This window comes from Hyphomicrobiales bacterium, from assembly GCA_016710435.1.
Lineage (GTDB): Bacteria > Pseudomonadota > Alphaproteobacteria > Rhizobiales > Aestuariivirgaceae > Aestuariivirga.
Window position 1 is genome coordinate 3,383,375 of record JADJVV010000001.1, and the last position, 15,944, is coordinate 3,399,318.

Below are 15,944 nucleotides of genomic sequence, written 5' to 3' on the forward strand. Positions count from 1 at the left end.
ATTAATCAAACAAGAACTCCCGGCCCACCTTCACCCGACGCTCCCCGCCGTAGGATATGATGTCCGCCGTCGCATAGGTTTCGCTGAGCGTGGCCGGCAGGAACGATCCCGTGCCCACCATGTCGAGCGGTGCCCGCGCCGCGCCCATGATCTGGCATTTCTCCGGATTGAACCCGGACGAGCCGACGATCTGGGCCGAGGTGAATCCCGCGTTGTCCAGCGCCAGCCGCGTGTGGATCGCGCAGGCCACCGATACGCCCTTGCCGAACAGGATGCGGCGCACCTTGTCGACGAGGATGTTGCTCGGGTCCAGTTGGAACGCCCTGCCCCCCAGAACCTGTTCCACGATGTTGTATTCGCCCGAAACCTTCAGCCAGTGACCCACGACGTCCACTGATTTCTCGTAGTCAAGCCCCTCGGCAAAGCGCCCGCCATGGGTGTCGAGACGCACACCGAAACTCTTGCCCGCCTGGTCGAGCTTCTGCTCCTTGTAGAACCAGCGGGCGCAGCGCAACGCATCCGTGACCTCATGGCCCGTGTAGTCGGTGAGTGCCGTGAGCGACTTTGCCTCGGGCAGCGTGTCGTGGAACAACTTCATCGCCGCCAGCACGTCGCCACCCGTGTAACCCACAAGCGCATGGGGCATCGTGCCCATGCCGCCGCCCGTGCCGAAGAAGGGCGCGGTCAGATCCTGCGACGAGCCGATGAAGCCCCTGGCCTCGGCATTGTGCCGCTTCGCCGCGTTCGAGCCCACCATGGCGCCATAGGCGGCGAGGATGTTCATCTCCGCGCCGGAGGCATGGCGTGCGTGCATGTCCATGAAGCCGGAGCCGGGCATGGCGAGGCACATCTCGTAGGCGTTGTTGGCGCACACGCAGGGAAAGCCGATCTTCTGCAGCAGCACGGTTTCCACTTCCGACAGCTTCTTCATGGAGCCGGTGATTTCCATGAGCTTGCGTTCGGACGGCACCACTTCGCCTTCCTGCACGAGCCGGCGGATCTTCACATCCGGCACCAGCGCGCGGGCCATGCGAATGGCGGGCTCAAGCGCGGCCACCACGCGGCGGCGCATGAACACCGCGAATGTGACTTCCGTATCGCCGTGGGCGCCGACGATGCGCGCCGTGTTGGTGAAATACTTGTCCGTCTGCGCCGACAGCGGCCCCGCCGCATGTACGAGGGCAATCAGCTTGTCGAGAATCGCGGCATGCGCCGGCGCGAGCGAGGTTTCAGGCTTGTCCATGAAAGGGTTTTGGCCCGAATGAGGCAGGCCGTCAAATGCTGGAAGGAGAAGGATGTTGCTTCCCGTGACGTCATTCAACCCGTCATGCCGTGCAAAGCCCCGAACCTCACGAAAGCGAGGTGAGCCTGCCGCGAGGCCGGTAGGGGCAGCGACACGGAATCGGGCTGGAAGCGTGCCACGGGGCACATGCTTCGAGGCATCGCGTGACGGGTGGCGAGTCATTTCACGGAGGCATGGGGTGTCGAGGGAAAAATGGAGGGACTGTTCCCGTACGGGCCTGTCGCCTGCATGCGGTGGTCAAAGGAAGGTATTGGATTCGGCGATAAGCCCGACCACTCACGCCTGCTTTGCCGTGAGGCAAAGCGGAACAGCGTGCAGTGGCATCCAGAAACGCAGCGGTTTTGGCCCGCAAGGCCCGCACTCGCCAATCCACACAACCAGGGCACTTACGGACTGAGCCCGGCCCCGTTGCGTGCGCCTCCGGAGAGACACACGGGGTGTGGGTGAACTGCGGTAAACCGCGCTTGGACCTTAGTGTCCAAGGGGCGGACCTCCGGCTCCCGGGAGCTGTCAGTGCTTTGCTGACAGAGCGCGGGCGCTGCTCATGGGTGAGGCAGTGCAGATAAGCTCGCGACACTGATCCCTCCTTGCCAAACCCATCACACGCTATAAATCATAGAACAGGAATAAAGTCAATTTCATTCGCTCTTGTTCCCCATCAAGGAGACGGGGGAAGATGATTGGCCTCGCAACATTGCCATGCTTGATGGCATTGACCTGTAAGCCACGACTTGACATTCGTAAGGTAATACCTTACACATCACACATGATCAGGTCATTCCGGCACAAGGGTCTGGCAGAGCTTTGGGAGAAGGGCTCAAGCGCCAGGGTTGACCGCAAGCTGCAAGACCGCATTCTGCTCCGTCTCGACGCGCTGGAAGCGGCAGCCGAGGCGGCCGACATGAACGTGCCGGGCTTTGATTTCCACGCGCTGCGCGGGCCAAAACCAGTGCGCTACACCGTCCATGTGAATGGGCCTTGGTGCCTGACATTCGAATTCGCCGATGGCGACGCCATCAAGGTTGATCTGGAACAGTACCATTGACACACGCAACCATTGAGACAGGGAGTGAGACATGATTGAGGTGACCGCCAGGCGCAATCCGCGCCGCCGCCCTGCCCACCCCGGCACGCTGCTGGCCCTTGAGGTGCTGCCCGCGCTTGGCAGGCCCAAGTCCGAAATCGCGCGTCTGCTCGGCCTTTCGCGTCAGTCCCTGCACGACATTCTGGCGGGGCGGCAACCGGTGACCCCCGCTACCGCAGTCAAACTCGGCAAACTCTGCGGCAACGGCCCCCGCCTCTGGCTGAACATGCAAACCGCCCACGACTTGTGGGAAGCGGAACAGAAGATCGATGTCTCAGGCATTCCGACGCTGGAGGCGGTGTGAGGGGTTATAAATTGAATGCAGTATCACAGCGACCAACCTGACTACTGTCACCGGAATTGGAATTGGACTTCAGACTAACCAGCTGAGCAAAGTTTTCGCAAGACGACGAGACAAATACTAATGTTACCTCACATCTTTGCGCCAAAGCCAAAGGAGATAATCTATCACTACACATCTGTCTCCGCAGCAAAATCAATAATTGAAAGCGGAGAAATTTGGTTGTCTGATTTTGAGAAGACTAACGACTCAACTGAATTTAAGTATGCAAGAGACGCCTTTGTTGACTGCATTGGCTCGATCACCGGCAGTAATATTTTCGCGGCAAAAATTCTAGTTCTGAATGCACTACGTTCGATCAACAGACACACAAAAATGATGATCGGGAGTTTTACGACTGAGAGTGACGATCTCAATCAATGGATTACATATGGGGACGGTGGGAGTGGTTGCGTTTTAGGATTTGATGCGGGTTTCATTGAACAAAATTGTGGCGTGGCAATGAGGCGAGTTTGCTACGGCGCAGCAGCAGTCAAGCAGTTTGCTGAGATCAGTCTAGCTATGTTGCAGAATGAATTTCTTGTTCCCATTCATGGTCTTGGTCAGCACAAACTGGATGAAATTCGGCTTTTGTCGCAGTTTGTAGCGGCCGACCTGTTTGCGTTCAAACACCATGCGTTTAGGGCTGAGAAAGAGATTCGTGTTTCTAGGATCGTATTGAGGGGCCTGCGCGACAATGAATACCAAGATTCTATAGGGCACACCGCAAAAGGTCACGAACTCAAATCGATTCCAATCAAAAATCGCAACGGAAAATACGGCGAAACATCATATCTTGAGTTGCCAACAAAGGACGTGCGCGAATCAGCACTAGTCTCAATTGGATTCGGCCCATCAACGACGGTGGGAAGCAGAGAGACAATTGCAGAGGCGCTGAAGAAGTCCCTGTCTCAAGTATCGACCTGGCAGTCTTCGATTCCATACAGGTGACGGCGCTTCACCTATTTCATCTTCCCCCAGAAGCTCTCCGCGCCTGAGCGCATCAGTTCCGTGTCGGTTGGGCCGGCGAGGAAGGTGTAGCCGATGTTGCTGTAGGCTTTGACGCCGTCGACCGTCCCGGCGAAGGCGGCAGCGACGAGGTTGTTCTTATGGGCAGCGGCGGCGATCTTCTTCATCGCGTCCAGCGTGCCCTGTCCGAGGCGGTCGATCTTGGCGCCGTTGCTGAGCGCAATCGAAAGGTCGCTCGGCCCCACGAACAAGCCGTCAAGGCCGGGAACGGCCGCGATGGCCTCCACGCTGTCCAGCGCTTCCTGCGTTTCGATCATGGCCATGACCAGCGTTTCGGTGTTGGCCTGCTTGAGGTAGTCGCCCGCCCCCACACCCGCCGACTGCAGCATGGTGTAGCCGCCCCAGGAGCGCTGACCCACCGGCGGATATTTTGCCGCCTTCACCAGCGCCTTCACCTGCTCGACCGAGTTGGTCATGGGCGCGATGACGCAGGCCGCCCCCATGTCGAGCGCCGAATTGACGATGCCCGGATCATTCCAGCGCACCCGCAGGATGGCGGGCTTGCCCACGGCATTGATGGCGGCGACCATCTGGGCCGCCTCGCCCATGTCGATCGTCGAGTGCTGCAAGTCCAGCGCCACGGCATCGAAATCGAGCCGCGCCACCTGGCCCGCAAGCTGCGCGCCGGGCGTTCCGACCCATGGAAACACGAGCGGCCCGCCACTGGCGAGCCGCTTGCGGAGTGCGAATGAGGCGCCCGACACCGGATCAGCCCGCCTTGATCTGGGCGATGGCCTCGGCCATCAGTTCATCCATGGTGCGGCGGACCTGATGGTCCGACTGGCTGACGTTCCTGGCCTGGAAATCGGCGAGAACCTTGCGAACCACGTCGTCGTCGCCCGCTTCCTCGAAATCGGCGGCCACAACCTCCTTGGCGTAGGTTTCCGCGGCTGCTCCCGAAAGTCCAAGCTTTTCAGCGGCCCACAGGCCGAGCAGCTTGTTGCGGCGGGCGGTGGCCCTGAAGCGCAGCTCCTCGTCATGGGCAAACTTCTTTTCGAAGCTTTCTTCGCGCTTGTCGAATGTCGTCATCATGAATCTCCCGGGATATGCGCTTCCAAATAGCTATGCGGCGGACGCAAATCAACGGATTCAAAAGAATTGTGCGCCGCAGCAACTTGTCCTATAGGGACGCCAGTTTTCCAACCCCACCTATAAGCGTGTGTAATGGTCCCGCCGTCATGTTAAACCGGGCCGACGAGAGGCGTCTTTGAGGATATACAGAATGAACAACAAGCGCACCCGCATCTACGAGGGCAAGGCCAAGATCCTGTACGAGGGTCCCGAGCCTGGCACCGTGGTGGTGCATTTCAAGGATGACGCCACCGCCTTCAACGCCGAGAAAAAGGCCGTGATCGAAGGCAAGGGCGTGCTCAACCAGCGGATCTCCGAATACCTTTTCACCAAGATCAACGAGATGGGCCTGCCCACCCATTTCATCCGCTCGCTCAACATGCGCGAACAGCTTGTCCGCGAGGTCGAGATCATTCCGCTTGAGGTGGTGGTGCGCAATGTGGCCGCGGGCTCCATCTCGAAGCGCCTTGGCATCGATGAAGGCAAGCCCCTGCCCCGCTCCATCATCGAGCTCTACTACAAGAACGACAAGCTGGGCGATCCCATGGTGACGGAAGAACACGTCACCGCCTTCGGCTGGGCCACGCCGCAGGAGATGGACGACATCGTGCACATGTCGGTGCGCATCAATGATTTCCTCTCCGGCCTCTTCCTCGGCATCGGCATCCGCCTCGTCGACTTCAAGCTGGAATTCGGCCGTTACTACGAGAACGACATGATGCGCGTGGTGCTGGCCGATGAGATCAGCCCCGACAACTGCCGCCTCTGGGACATGAAGACCAACGAAAAGCTGGACAAGGACCGCTTCCGCCGCGACATGGGCGGCCTCGTCGAGGCCTACCAGGAAGTGGCCAAGCGCCTCGGCATCATCCAGCCGGGTGAAGTTGTCGAGCGCAGCCTGAAACTTGTGAAGAACGACTGACCATGAAAGCCAAGATCAAAGTCACCCTGAAGAACGGCGTGCTGGACCCGCAGGGCAAGGCCATCGAAGGGGCCCTTGGCCACCTTGGTTTTGCTGGCGTGGGCCAGGTGCGGCAGGGCAAGTATTTCGAGATCGAGCTCACCGAAACCGATCGCGCCAAGGCCGAAGCGCAGGTGCAGGCCATGTGCGAAAAGCTCATCGCCAACACGGTGATCGAAAACTACGCGATCGAACTGGGCTGATCCTCAGCGCCGGAAACGGGGGCGTTCGGGCATCGGCTCGAAGATGTCGTCATCCTCGGCCTCATCGTCATCGTCTTCGTCCGCCTGCACCTCGGGCGTGAGCCAGCGGAACAGCAGCCACGCCAGCACCGCCACACCCGCCGCCGCGACGGTAAGCATCACCGTGACCAGGAACGTGTGCCACGTCGTTTCCGTCTCCACCTGCCCGAGATGATTGGGATCGACGTGCAGCGGCACGGTGTTGCCCAGCACCAGCCGCTCGGGATCAAAGCGGTTGGCCTCCAGCGTCACGGTTTGCGGCAAGCCGCTGGCGACATAGGTGAGCGTCACGCGGCCCGCACGGCTGACTTCCCAGCCTTCTGACTGAACGGGCGGTGGAAGCTCCAGCGCCGTCACCGTGGCATCCACCTGCAGGAAGCGTTCAACCTGCCATTGCCGCATCACCAGGAGGAGCGGCAGCGCCACCGCAAACAGAATCCCGAGCGTCATGAGTCCGAGCGCCATCCGCTGCGCACGCGTGAACGGCTGGCCGCGCAACGACCACAGTCGCGCAAGGAGCGAGCGCCGGACGCGGGATGGGTCGGCCATGCATGATCTCCTGCCCTGCCCCCGGAGATTCGTCGCGTTTATGAACAAGCCTGTTTGTGAATCTACCCGCATTGCGCTAAGGCCACCAGCATCTTTCTCACGCTGCAAACGGACTCCCTGCCCCATGAAATCCGCTGTCATCGTCTTCCCCGGCATCAACCGCGAGCGCGACATGATGCACGCACTCGAAGCCACGACGGGTGTGAAACCCGTGGCGGTGTGGCATGCGGAAACCGCCTTGCCGAAAGTTGACCTGGTGGTCGTGCCCGGCGGCTTCTCCTACGGCGACTATCTCCGTTGCGGGGCTATTGCGGCACGTTCACCCATCATGGCAGATGTGAAGGCCAAGGCGCTGAAAGGCTTGAAGGTTCTGGGTGTCTGCAACGGCTTCCAGATCATCACCGAGGCAGGCCTGCTGCCGGGTGCTCTGGTGCGCAACGCCAGTCTCCATTTCGTCTGCCGCGAGGTGAAGCTGACAATCGAGAACAACGCGACCTGGTTCACCAACCGCATGGCCAAGGGCCAGGTCGTCACCTGCCCCATCGCCCACGGCGAAGGAAACTACATCTGCGACCCCGAAACGCTGGCCCGCCTCGAAGGCGAAAACCGCGTCGTCTTCCGCTACGCCGAGGGCACCAACCCCAACGGCGCCATGAACGACATCGCGGGAATCACGAATGAGGCCGGCAACGTCATCGGCATGATGCCGCATCCGGAAAACATGATCGACCCCATCCATGGCCGGCAGGACTGCCGCCCCCTGTTCGAAGGCCTGCTGGCGGCCTGAGTCGTGACGGAACATTCCGACGCCGAAGTTGCGACCCTCATTTCGCGGGCCAAGGAAATTGCCTGCCGCTATTATCAGTTGACGGGAAAGCCACTGGGCATCTCCGGCGAAATAGCTGAACAGGAGGCCGCCCGCCTCCTCGGCCTCAGCCTTTTTCCGGCACGCGCCGCCTCCGCCGATGCCGGGCGGTTGAACGGCGGCAAGACCGAGCTCATCCAGATCAAGGGCCGCGCCGTCGATGCGAAATCGAAATACGTGGGCCGCGTACCGAAAATCAAACTGGAACCCGCTTTCGATTTTGCAGTGTTGGTGCTGCTCGACCGCTCCAACCTCGATACCATCGAAATCTGGGAGGCGGATTACGGCGCCATCAGGTCACGCCTCACCGTGCCCGGTTCAAAATCGCGCAATGAACGGGGCTCCATGGGGATCAGTCAGTTCAAATCCATTGCCCGCAAGGTCTGGCCTGCGCCCTGACGGCAGGACGCCGATGCCGGGGACAAGGTCACCTCAACACTTCGGAAACTCTGATATCTCTTAACGTCGGATTCATCGCGAATTTTAGCCAATTACGGCGAAAATCGCGGCAACTTGTGCGTGTTCAATACTGGAGCGAACACCATGACCAAGTTTCTTGCGAAGCTGCTGAAGAAAAAAGAAAATACCGCTGCAAACGAGGCGGCCGCCGCGTGCCAGGCCGCCATGGTGGCCCGCATGGACCGTGTGCTGCATCTCGACGGGGCTGCCGCCAAGGCTGGTTAACACTTCGTTTCGATCCAATCTTTCCGAAAACTCAAGGGCCGCGGTTAACAGGTTCTGAACCGCAATCGGCGTTAACAGTAGATTAACGCAACGAAATACGGCCCAATGCAATCACACATCGAAACCCGGTGTGGGACGGCGCAGCAAGTTTGGGAGAGGATAATGTTGCAGAACCTGTTCAAGAAGAATCGCCACGAACCCGAGATCGACGAAACGCTCGAACTCTCGAATGTGCGCCTGATGGGCCGCATGGAAAACATGCTGAGCGACATGGCCACGCAGGAAACCCTGCGGAGCATCCGCTTCGCCACGCTCGACGGGACCCCGAGCTACTACCGCTGAAATCACTGGCTGCAACATCCGGCGCGGGTTCACCTAGCCCGTGCCGGGTTACGGCCTTGGCGCAGATGCTGGCGTGGTCGCCGTCCCGGACGGTATCGTGCCAAGGCCGGGACAGCCCCCGAACTGCCTACAGGACGGAGTCACACCATGAAAATGCTCACACTCTGGGCGTGTATCGAACCTTCAGGCGACGGGCGGGACGATGGTCCCGCCAGTTCCGCACTGGCCTGGAAACAGGCCTGGACCAGCATGAACCGGTTGCAGGATGCGACGACTCCCGCAACCCCTGGTGAAAAACGCACCCCGCGCCAACCTGTCACTTGAAATCCGGCGCACGCCGCAATACGTAACCGACACCATTACAAAAACACTCAATGGAGTCGATTATGCCCTACAAAGTCGCGATCATCGTTGGCAGCCTGCGCAAGGACAGCTTCACCCGCAAGGTGGTGAATGCCGCCATAAAGCTGGCCCCCGCCAACCTCAAGTTTGAAACGGTCGAAATCGGCAACCTGCCGCTGTTCAACCAGGACACCGAAGCCGGCGACGCCGCCGTGAAGACGTTCCGTGACAAGATCGGCGCCGCCGATGCCGTCCTGTTCGCCACGCCGGAGCACAACCGCTCCGTACCGTCAGCTCTGAAAAACGCGCTCGACTGGGGTTCTCGTCCCTGGGGCCAGAGCAAGTGGGGCGGCAAGCCGGCCGCCATCATTTCCACCTCCATGGGCAACATTGCGGGCTTCGGCGCCAACCATCACCTCCGCCAGACCCTCGCCTTCCTGAACATGCCGACGCTCGGCCAGCCTGAAGCCTACATCGCCTCGGCCCAGAACGCCGTCGATGACAAGGGCGAGATCGTGGAGGCTTCCAGGGAGTTCTTCAAAGGCTTCTTCCAGGCCTTCACCAACCTCGTCAGCCGCAACGTCGACCGCACCGCCGTCGCCGCCGAGTAACTGACGGAATACCTCAATCTACGTTCCTGATCGGGCGACGGAAACGTCGCCCGTTTTTCGTCTTGTCGCCATCGCCGGACCTGACCCGGCCACCGTGATCTGGCCCCCCGTCCCTGCGTCATGTGCACACGTCCAACATTGCGTTTGAGATTCGCGGGCTGCGGCTTTAAAGGCGCGGCATGACCGTTGCCGCCCCCAAAGCCGAACCCAAGATCACCCCCGAACTCGTGAAGTCCCACGGCCTCAAGCCGGATGAATACGAGCACTTCGTCAAGCTGCTGGGCCGCGAACCTACCTTCACCGAATTGGGCATCTGTTCGGCCATGTGGAACGAGCACTGCTCCTACAAGTCTTCCAAGAAATGGCTGCGACAGCTGCCGACCACAGGTCCGCGCGTCATCCAGGGCCCGGGCGAAAATGCCGGCGTGGTCGACGTGGATGATGGCCAGGCCATCATCTTCAAGATGGAATCACACAACCATCCCTCTTTCATCGAGCCCTACCAGGGTGCCACGACAGGCGTGGGCGGCATCCTTCGCGATGTCTTCACCATGGGGGCACGGCCCATCGCGGCGGTGAATGCGCTGCGCTTCGGCGCGCCCGATCATCCCCGCACGCGCCATCTCGTCGGTGGCGTGGTGGCGGGCGTGGGCGGCTATGGCAATTCCTTCGGCGTGCCGACCGTCGCAGGCGAAGTGAACTTCCACGCCCGCTACAACGGCAACATCCTTGTGAACGCCATGGCGGTGGGGATCGCCGATGCCGGCAAGATATTCTATTCCAAGGCGGAAGGCGTGGGCCTCCCCGTGGTCTACCTCGGCGCCAAGACGGGCCGCGACGGCATTCACGGCGCCACCATGGCGTCTGCCGAATTCGACGACAAGGCTGCGGAGAAGCGCCCCACCGTGCAGGTGGGCGACCCCTTCACCGAGAAGTGCCTGCTGGAAGCCTGCCTCGAACTCATGGCCTCGGGTGCCGTCATCGCCATCCAGGACATGGGTGCCGCGGGCCTCACCTGTTCGGCTGTCGAGATGGGCGCAAAGGGTGACCTCGGCATTGAACTCGATCTCGACAAGGTGCCGTGCCGCGAAAGCCACATGACGGCATACGAGATGATGCTCTCGGAATCGCAGGAGCGCATGCTCATGGTGCTGCGCCCCGAGAAGGAAAAGGAAGCGGAAGCGATTTTCCGCAAGTGGGATCTCGATTTTGCCATCGTCGGCAAGACCACTGACACGCTGCGCTTCGTCATCAAGCATGAAGGCGTGGTGAAGGCCGACCTGCCCATCAAGGCCATGGGTGACGAAGCCCCGGAATACGACCGCCCCTGGGTGGAACCGAAGAAGCCTGCGGTGCTCAAGCCCGCCGATGTGCCGGCGCCCAACGATCTCGCCGCGGTGATCGTGAAGATCGTGGGCTCGCCCGACATGGCGTCCCGCCGCTGGGTGTGGGAACAATACGACTCGCTGATCGGCTCCAACACCGCGCAGATTCCGGGAGGCGACGCCGGCGTGGTGCGCATCGCCGAGAAGAAGGCGATTGCCGTCTCCTCCGACGTGACGCCGCGCTACGTGGAAGCCGATCCCTTCGAAGGCGGCAAGCAGGCCGTGGCCGAATGCTGGCGCAACCTGTGTGCCGTGGGTGCCGAACCCATCGCCGCCACCGACAACCTGAATTTCGGCAATCCCGAACGCCCGGACATCATGGGCCAGTTCGTCTTTGCCCTCAAAGGCATCGGCGAGGCCTGCCGCGCACTCGACTTCCCCATCGTCTCCGGCAACGTGTCACTCTACAACGAGACCAACGGCCAGGCGATCCTGCCCACGCCGACCATCGGTGGCGTCGGCCTGATCCGCGACTGGACCAGGATGGCGACCGTGAAGTTCAAGAGCAACGGAGAGGCCATCCTGCTCCTGGGCGGTCATGGCGGCCACATGGGACAATCGATCTACATGCGCGAAGTGCATGGCCGGGAAGACGGCGCGCCACCGCCCGTCGACCTGGCGAAGGAACGCGCCCACGGCGAATTCGTCCGTTCACTGATCAAGAGCGGAGCGGTAACGGCGGTGCACGACATCTCCGACGGCGGCCTCGTTTCCGCCGTGATCGAAATGGCGCTGGCGGGCAACACGGGCGCCACGCTCGATGCCATGGACCACATCCAGCTCTATGCCGAAGACCAGGCGCGCTACGTGCTCACCTGTCCCGCCAAGGAAGCCGCCAAGATCATCACGCAAGCCCACGTCAAGGGCATCGACGTGATCCGCATCGGCACCGTGACGGACGCCGCGACATTCACCATGGGATCAACAGCGGTGCCAATGCAGGCCCTGCGCACCGCCCACGAAGGCTGGTTCCCGGGCTTGATGGCCGGGTGACGGCTCCCACAAGCCTCGCGCAACTGCGAAGTGAGGGACGGATTATCCGAAAAATCCGCTCTTCTTCATCACCACGCGGGTGCCCACCTGCACGCGGCTGTAGAGGTCGATCACGTCGCCGTTGAGCATGCCGATGCAGCCGGCCGTTGCCTTCTTGCCGATGTCACCGAGCTTGGCCGAGCCGTGGATGCGGTTGATGGTGTCGACGTCGCCCTTGAACAGATACATGGCGCGCGCGCCCAGCGGATTATCGATGCCGCCCGGCATGCCATCCGGCAGCCATTTCGCCAGGTCCGGCTTCTTCTGCAGGTGATAGGGAGCGGGAATCCAGTTGGGCCATTCCTTCATCTTGGCGATGGTGACTTCGCCTTCCCAGGCATGGGCGCCCTTGCCCACGGCAACGCCATAACGGAGCGCCTGCCCGCCGCCGAGGACGAGGTAGAGGAAGCACTTGCCGGGATCGACCACCACTGAACCTTCCGGCAGGTCCGTCTCATAGGCCATCTGCTTGCGCTGATACTTGAAGGCGAGCTTCTTCCACTCGTCCATGTTGACGGCATAGGGCTCCTGCGCGCGGGCAACCGCCGGCAGGAACAGGCCGGCACTGGCGGCGAGGAGACGGCGGCGGGAAAGCTGCATGACAAAGGGTACCCGGTCTGAGAAGTTGCACTGGTTTATCGCTGCCCGTGAATCTGTTCAATATGATGGCAGCGCCCCACTGGAAAAGACTGTCCGCAGGGTCTATCTACGGCCCGAAACAAGGAACGCTCCCTCGCCATGGCCATGTCCGCCCACGACATCGAGAAATTCATCAAGGACGGCCTGCCGGACGCGCAGGTGGAGATCAAGGATCTGGCCGGCGACGGCAACCACTACGCCGCCACCGTCATCTCCGCGGCGTTCAAAGGCAAATCCCGCGTGCAGCAGCACCAGATGGTCTATGCCGCACTCAAGGGCAACATGGGCGGCGTGCTGCACGCACTGGCACTCACCACTTCAACACCACAGGACTGATGCAAATGACCACCATCCACGACACCATCGACAATGAAGTGAAGACCAATGACGTTGTGCTCTTCATGAAGGGCAATGCGGAGATGCCCATGTGCGGTTTCTCGGGCCGTTCCGTGCAGATCCTCCAGCACCTCGGCGTGCCGTTCAAGGATGTGAACGTGCTGGCTTCGGATGAGCTGCGCCAGGGCATCAAGGACTACACCAACTGGCCCACCGTACCGCAGCTTTACGTGAAGGGCGAATTCGTGGGCGGCGCCGACATCATGTACGAGATGTTCCAGTCGGGCGAACTGAAGCAGCTTCTCGCCGACAAGGGCGTCGCCGCCTGATGCTGAACCTCTTCGCCGGATCCGTCTCCACCTGCTCGCTCGCCTCGCACATCGCGCTGGAAGAGGCGGGCGCGGACTACAAGGTCACGCGCCTCGACCTCGCCAAGGGCGAGCAGAAGACGGCGGAGTACCTCAAGGTCAACCCCAAGGCTCGCGTGCCCGCACTCGATACCGGCAAGGGCGTCATCACCGAGAATCCGGCGATCCTCTATTTCATCGCGCAGACGCACCCGCGCGCCAATCTCGCGCCACGCGATCCCGTGGCGCTCGCGCAGATGCAGGCCTTCAACAGCTTCCTCTGTTCCACCGTGCACCCCGCCCATGCCCACAAGCTGCGCGGCGCGCGCTGGTCGGATGACCCGGCCGTGATCGAGGCCTTGAAGATCAAGGTGCCGCGCAACATGACCGACTATGTCCTGCTGATCGAGCAGGACTACCTGCAGGGCCCGTGGGTGATGGGCGAATACTTCTCCGTTGCCGACGCCTATCTCTTCACCATCGCCAATTGGCTGGAAGGCGATGGCGCTGATGTCTCGCAGTTGCCGCGCGTCCTGGACCACCGCGCCCGCGTGGCCGAACGGCCCGCCGTGCAACGGGTGCTCGCCACCTACAAGTGAAGAAGGCCGGGAGGGTGACGCATGTGCAATGCCTGCCTCATGGACGCCATTCGCGCCAGTGTGCGCGCCCACCCCACGGCCTTTGAGCACTCGGCAGCCGCGGCAGATGCGTCGCGCGGTGCGGCAGCGAACGCCGCCCGTGAAAACCTGTCGCGCGCCAAGGGCCGCATCGTCAACCTCACCCATGACTACGACGAACACTTCCCCACCTTTGATGGCGAACCGGGCATCACCATGCAGCGCCTCTCGTCCTTCGAGCGCGACGGCTCCAACGTCTTCCGCCTCACGATCGACGAACATACCGGCACCCACGTGGATGCGCCGCTGCACTTCAGCAGCAACGGCGCTTCGCTGAGCGGACTCGATCCGCAGCAACTGGTCTGCCCGCTCTGTGTGATCTCCATTGCCGACAAGGCGCGCCATGATGTGAATGCCACGCTCTCCGCCGACGATGTGGAAAACTGGATGATGCAGCACGGGCGCATTCCCCACGGTGCCTGCGTGGCGCTGGACTCCGGCTGGGCGGCAAAAGTGAACGATCCCTCCTTCCGCAACACGCCCAATGGAAAGCTGGCCTTCCCCGGTTTCAATCGTGACGCGGCGGACCTGCTGATGTCACTCGGTGCCGCAGCCATCGCGGTCGATACGCTGTCGCTCGACCCCGGCAACACGAAAGACTTCGCCGTGCATCTCGCCTGGCTGGGCAGTGGCCGCTATGGCGTGGAGTGCCTTGCCAACCTCGATCAACTTCCGGCAACGGGTGCCACCATTTTCGTGGGCGCGCCCTCGCACCGGGGCGGCACCGGAGGCCCGGCGCGCGTCCTCGCCATCGTCTGAAGGCGCACTGCAGGTTGAAGCGGGAGGCGCGTTTCAACGCGGCCGTCTTGACCGTCATCAAGGCTACCACGGAGCGCCTTCCCTAGGCCTCGTGTGACAGAGTATGAGGAGCAAGGCATGGCAACAACGATGGAACAGGTGCGGGCGTGGCGTGGCCCGGCGCTGTGGAGCTACGGCTTCCGGCCCTTCTTCCTCGCGGCTGGCCTGTGGGCGCTCATCACCATCGCAGTGTGGGTGCCGTGGTATCTCGGGCATATCAGCTTGCCCTCCGCTTTTGCGCCGCTGGATTGGCACATCCATGAACTGCTGTTTGGTTATGTGCCGGCAGTGGTCGCGGGCTTTCTCCTCACCGCCGTGCCGAACTGGACAGGACGCCTGCCCGTGGTGGGCTGGCGCCTGATCGCGCTGTTCTCGCTGTGGATGCTGGGCCGCCTTGCCATGGCCTCCTCCGCGCTGCTGCCTTCCTGGCTCGTCGCTGCGGCCAGTCTTTCCTTCCTCGTCGCACTGGCCGCAACGGCGGCGCGCGAGATTGTTGCTGGCAAGAACCACCGCAACCTCCGCATTGTCGTACTCGTGTCGCTGCTGGCGGTGGCGCAGATCGCATTCCATGTGGAAGCCGCCATCACGGGCCAGACGGTCTTCGCGCCACGCTTCGGCATTGCCGCCGTGATCCTTCTCATCTCCGTTGTCGGCGGACGCATAATTCCGAGTTTCACGACAAACTGGCTGATGCGCCAGCCTGCAGGCGTGATGCCCAAGCAGTTCTCGCGCTATGACGGCGCCACACTCGCCATCTCGGCCATTGCGCTCGTGCTGTGGGGCGCACTGCCGGCACTTCCCGCCGTTCTGGCCGATGCCGTGAGCGGCGTTCTGGCGCTGTCCGGACTCATGCAGGGTTGGCGGTTGATTCGCTGGGCACCGCAGCGCACCGGCGCGGAAGCGCTGGTGTGGGTGCTGCACCTTGGCTACGCCTTCATACCACTGGGCTTCCTCCTCGCCGGTCATGCCGTGATGTGGGACAATGTGGGTGCCCATCAGGCCGCCGTGCACGCCTGGACGGCAGGCGCCATCGGCCTGATGACACTCGCTGTCATGACCCGCGCCACCCGCGGCCACACGGGCTATCCCCTCACCGCACCGCCGGGAACGGTCACCCTCTACATCGCCATCGCCCTTGCAGCGCTTCTCCGCATCGCCGCTGCCTTGCTGCCGGACGCCATGGTGATGCTGCTCAATGTCTCGGGGGCGTTGTGGGTTGCAGGCTTCGTGCTGTTCGTTGCGCTCTATGGCCCCATGCTCGTGCGCCCGCGCGGGTGATAGGTTGTTCAAGCTGCTTGAAGGAGAAT

At 61.7% G+C, this 15,944-nt stretch carries 21 protein-coding genes; 16 read left to right on the forward strand and 5 right to left on the reverse strand.

The window, feature by feature from the left end:
- Nucleotide 1: 1 nt before the first annotated feature.
- On the reverse strand, nt 2–1,243 hold the full coding sequence (locus tag IPM06_16565) for a nicotinate phosphoribosyltransferase (protein ID MBK8772024.1): 1,242 nt from the start codon (nt 1,241–1,243) through the stop codon (nt 2–4).
- An 826-nt stretch (nt 1,244–2,069) separates the two neighbouring features.
- On the opposite strand from IPM06_16565, the gene IPM06_16570 reads away from it, so the two are divergent.
- The 3 genes from IPM06_16570 (at nt 2,070) to IPM06_16580 (ending at nt 3,678) form a co-directional block, all read left to right on the forward strand.
- A complete protein-coding gene (locus tag IPM06_16570) occupies nt 2,070–2,348 on the forward strand; it encodes a type II toxin-antitoxin system RelE/ParE family toxin (GenBank protein MBK8772025.1) in 279 nt (92 codons plus the stop codon).
- A 31-nt stretch (nt 2,349–2,379) separates the two neighbouring features.
- Nucleotides 2,380–2,691, forward strand: coding sequence for a HigA family addiction module antidote protein (locus IPM06_16575; GenBank protein MBK8772026.1), 312 nt, complete (start codon nt 2,380–2,382; stop codon nt 2,689–2,691).
- Between the two features lie 120 nt (nt 2,692–2,811).
- Nucleotides 2,812–3,678, forward strand: coding sequence for a DUF2971 domain-containing protein (locus IPM06_16580; protein ID MBK8772027.1), 867 nt, complete (start codon nt 2,812–2,814; stop codon nt 3,676–3,678).
- An 11-nt stretch (nt 3,679–3,689) separates the two neighbouring features.
- Here the strand turns inward: IPM06_16580 and IPM06_16585 are convergent, their stop codons facing one another.
- Together IPM06_16585 and IPM06_16590 are read right to left on the reverse strand one after the other, a co-directional pair.
- On the reverse strand, nt 3,690–4,460 hold the full coding sequence (locus IPM06_16585) for a hypothetical protein (protein MBK8772028.1): 771 nt from the start codon (nt 4,458–4,460) through the stop codon (nt 3,690–3,692).
- Between the two features lie 4 nt (nt 4,461–4,464).
- Nucleotides 4,465–4,785 (reverse strand): DUF1476 domain-containing protein, encoded by a 321-nt coding sequence (locus IPM06_16590; GenBank protein ID MBK8772029.1) that lies wholly within the window; start codon nt 4,783–4,785, stop codon nt 4,465–4,467.
- A gap of 193 nt (nt 4,786–4,978) precedes the next feature.
- Between IPM06_16590 and IPM06_16595 the strand changes: the two genes are divergently transcribed.
- Entirely contained in the window at nt 4,979–5,749 is a 771-nt protein-coding gene (locus tag IPM06_16595) for a phosphoribosylaminoimidazolesuccinocarboxamide synthase (GenBank protein ID MBK8772030.1), read from the forward strand.
- A gap of 2 nt (nt 5,750–5,751) precedes the next feature.
- On the forward strand, nt 5,752–5,991 hold the full coding sequence (purS, locus tag IPM06_16600; GenBank protein MBK8772031.1) for a phosphoribosylformylglycinamidine synthase subunit PurS: 240 nt from the start codon (nt 5,752–5,754) through the stop codon (nt 5,989–5,991).
- 3 nt (nt 5,992–5,994) lie between these two features.
- Here purS and IPM06_16605 read toward each other — a convergent pair whose 3' ends face one another.
- Nucleotides 5,995–6,579, reverse strand: coding sequence for a hypothetical protein (locus tag IPM06_16605; GenBank protein ID MBK8772032.1), 585 nt, complete (start codon nt 6,577–6,579; stop codon nt 5,995–5,997).
- A gap of 124 nt (nt 6,580–6,703) precedes the next feature.
- Between IPM06_16605 and purQ the strand changes: the two genes are divergently transcribed.
- From purQ to purL, 6 genes are all read left to right on the forward strand, one after another.
- Entirely contained in the window at nt 6,704–7,366 is a 663-nt protein-coding gene (gene purQ, locus IPM06_16610) for a phosphoribosylformylglycinamidine synthase subunit PurQ (GenBank protein ID MBK8772033.1), read from the forward strand.
- A 3-nt stretch (nt 7,367–7,369) separates the two neighbouring features.
- Nucleotides 7,370–7,843 (forward strand): hypothetical protein, encoded by a 474-nt coding sequence (locus IPM06_16615; GenBank protein ID MBK8772034.1) that lies wholly within the window; start codon nt 7,370–7,372, stop codon nt 7,841–7,843.
- Between the two features lie 144 nt (nt 7,844–7,987).
- On the forward strand, nt 7,988–8,128 hold the full coding sequence (locus IPM06_16620) for a hypothetical protein (GenBank protein ID MBK8772035.1): 141 nt from the start codon (nt 7,988–7,990) through the stop codon (nt 8,126–8,128).
- Nucleotides 8,129–8,290: 162 nt separating this feature from the next.
- Nucleotides 8,291–8,470: a hypothetical protein gene (locus IPM06_16625; GenBank protein MBK8772036.1), complete on the forward strand. Its 180-nt coding sequence runs from the start codon at nt 8,291–8,293 to the stop codon at nt 8,468–8,470.
- A gap of 374 nt (nt 8,471–8,844) precedes the next feature.
- A complete protein-coding gene (locus IPM06_16630; GenBank protein ID MBK8772037.1) occupies nt 8,845–9,423 on the forward strand; it encodes an NAD(P)H-dependent oxidoreductase in 579 nt (192 codons plus the stop codon).
- A gap of 179 nt (nt 9,424–9,602) precedes the next feature.
- Entirely contained in the window at nt 9,603–11,801 is a 2,199-nt protein-coding gene (purL, locus tag IPM06_16635) for a phosphoribosylformylglycinamidine synthase subunit PurL (GenBank protein MBK8772038.1), read from the forward strand.
- A 42-nt stretch (nt 11,802–11,843) separates the two neighbouring features.
- Here purL and IPM06_16640 read toward each other — a convergent pair whose 3' ends face one another.
- Nucleotides 11,844–12,440, reverse strand: a complete 597-nt coding sequence (locus tag IPM06_16640; protein ID MBK8772039.1) for a L,D-transpeptidase — start codon at nt 12,438–12,440, stop codon at nt 11,844–11,846.
- Nucleotides 12,441–12,578: 138 nt separating this feature from the next.
- Here IPM06_16640 and IPM06_16645 point away from each other — a divergent pair, with 138 nt between their 5' ends.
- The 5 genes from IPM06_16645 to IPM06_16665 all read left to right on the forward strand — a co-directional run bounded on the left by IPM06_16645 (nt 12,579) and on the right by IPM06_16665 (nt 15,915).
- Nucleotides 12,579–12,815: a BolA family transcriptional regulator gene (locus IPM06_16645; GenBank protein MBK8772040.1), complete on the forward strand. Its 237-nt coding sequence runs from the start codon at nt 12,579–12,581 to the stop codon at nt 12,813–12,815.
- A gap of 5 nt (nt 12,816–12,820) precedes the next feature.
- Nucleotides 12,821–13,144: a Grx4 family monothiol glutaredoxin gene (gene grxD / locus IPM06_16650; protein MBK8772041.1), complete on the forward strand. Its 324-nt coding sequence runs from the start codon at nt 12,821–12,823 to the stop codon at nt 13,142–13,144.
- On the forward strand, nt 13,144–13,761 hold the full coding sequence (locus IPM06_16655; protein MBK8772042.1) for a glutathione S-transferase family protein: 618 nt from the start codon (nt 13,144–13,146) through the stop codon (nt 13,759–13,761). Before grxD ends, IPM06_16655 begins: the two co-directional genes overlap by 1 nt.
- 21 nt (nt 13,762–13,782) lie before the next feature.
- Nucleotides 13,783–14,598, forward strand: coding sequence for a cyclase family protein (locus IPM06_16660; GenBank protein MBK8772043.1), 816 nt, complete (start codon nt 13,783–13,785; stop codon nt 14,596–14,598).
- Nucleotides 14,599–14,715: 117 nt separating this feature from the next.
- Nucleotides 14,716–15,915 (forward strand): NnrS family protein, encoded by a 1,200-nt coding sequence (locus IPM06_16665; GenBank protein MBK8772044.1) that lies wholly within the window; start codon nt 14,716–14,718, stop codon nt 15,913–15,915.
- Nucleotides 15,916–15,944 lie beyond the last annotated feature (29 nt).

Coding starts and splice junctions, on each gene's coding strand:
- IPM06_16660 (MBK8772043.1), top strand. CDS start 13,783: ATGTGCAATGCCTGCCTCATGGACGCCATTCGCGCCAGTGTGCGCGCC.
- IPM06_16630 (MBK8772037.1), top strand. CDS start 8,845: ATGGAGTCGATTATGCCCTACAAAGTCGCGATCATCGTTGGCAGCCTG.
- grxD (MBK8772041.1), top strand. CDS start 12,821: ATGACCACCATCCACGACACCATCGACAATGAAGTGAAGACCAATGAC.
- IPM06_16575 (MBK8772026.1), top strand. CDS start 2,380: ATGATTGAGGTGACCGCCAGGCGCAATCCGCGCCGCCGCCCTGCCCAC.
- IPM06_16625 (MBK8772036.1), top strand. CDS start 8,291: ATGTTGCAGAACCTGTTCAAGAAGAATCGCCACGAACCCGAGATCGAC.
- IPM06_16595 (MBK8772030.1), top strand. CDS start 4,979: ATGAACAACAAGCGCACCCGCATCTACGAGGGCAAGGCCAAGATCCTG.
- IPM06_16590 (MBK8772029.1), bottom strand. CDS start 4,785: ATGACGACATTCGACAAGCGCGAAGAAAGCTTCGAAAAGAAGTTTGCC.
- purS (MBK8772031.1), top strand. CDS start 5,752: ATGAAAGCCAAGATCAAAGTCACCCTGAAGAACGGCGTGCTGGACCCG.
- purQ (MBK8772033.1), top strand. CDS start 6,704: ATGAAATCCGCTGTCATCGTCTTCCCCGGCATCAACCGCGAGCGCGAC.
- IPM06_16605 (MBK8772032.1), bottom strand. CDS start 6,579: ATGGCCGACCCATCCCGCGTCCGGCGCTCGCTCCTTGCGCGACTGTGG.
- IPM06_16640 (MBK8772039.1), bottom strand. CDS start 12,440: ATGCAGCTTTCCCGCCGCCGTCTCCTCGCCGCCAGTGCCGGCCTGTTC.
- purL (MBK8772038.1), top strand. CDS start 9,603: ATGACCGTTGCCGCCCCCAAAGCCGAACCCAAGATCACCCCCGAACTC.
- IPM06_16565 (MBK8772024.1), bottom strand. CDS start 1,243: ATGGACAAGCCTGAAACCTCGCTCGCGCCGGCGCATGCCGCGATTCTC.
- IPM06_16655 (MBK8772042.1), top strand. CDS start 13,144: ATGCTGAACCTCTTCGCCGGATCCGTCTCCACCTGCTCGCTCGCCTCG.
- IPM06_16580 (MBK8772027.1), top strand. CDS start 2,812: ATGTTACCTCACATCTTTGCGCCAAAGCCAAAGGAGATAATCTATCAC.
- IPM06_16620 (MBK8772035.1), top strand. CDS start 7,988: ATGACCAAGTTTCTTGCGAAGCTGCTGAAGAAAAAAGAAAATACCGCT.
- IPM06_16665 (MBK8772044.1), top strand. CDS start 14,716: ATGGCAACAACGATGGAACAGGTGCGGGCGTGGCGTGGCCCGGCGCTG.
- IPM06_16645 (MBK8772040.1), top strand. CDS start 12,579: ATGGCCATGTCCGCCCACGACATCGAGAAATTCATCAAGGACGGCCTG.
- IPM06_16570 (MBK8772025.1), top strand. CDS start 2,070: ATGATCAGGTCATTCCGGCACAAGGGTCTGGCAGAGCTTTGGGAGAAG.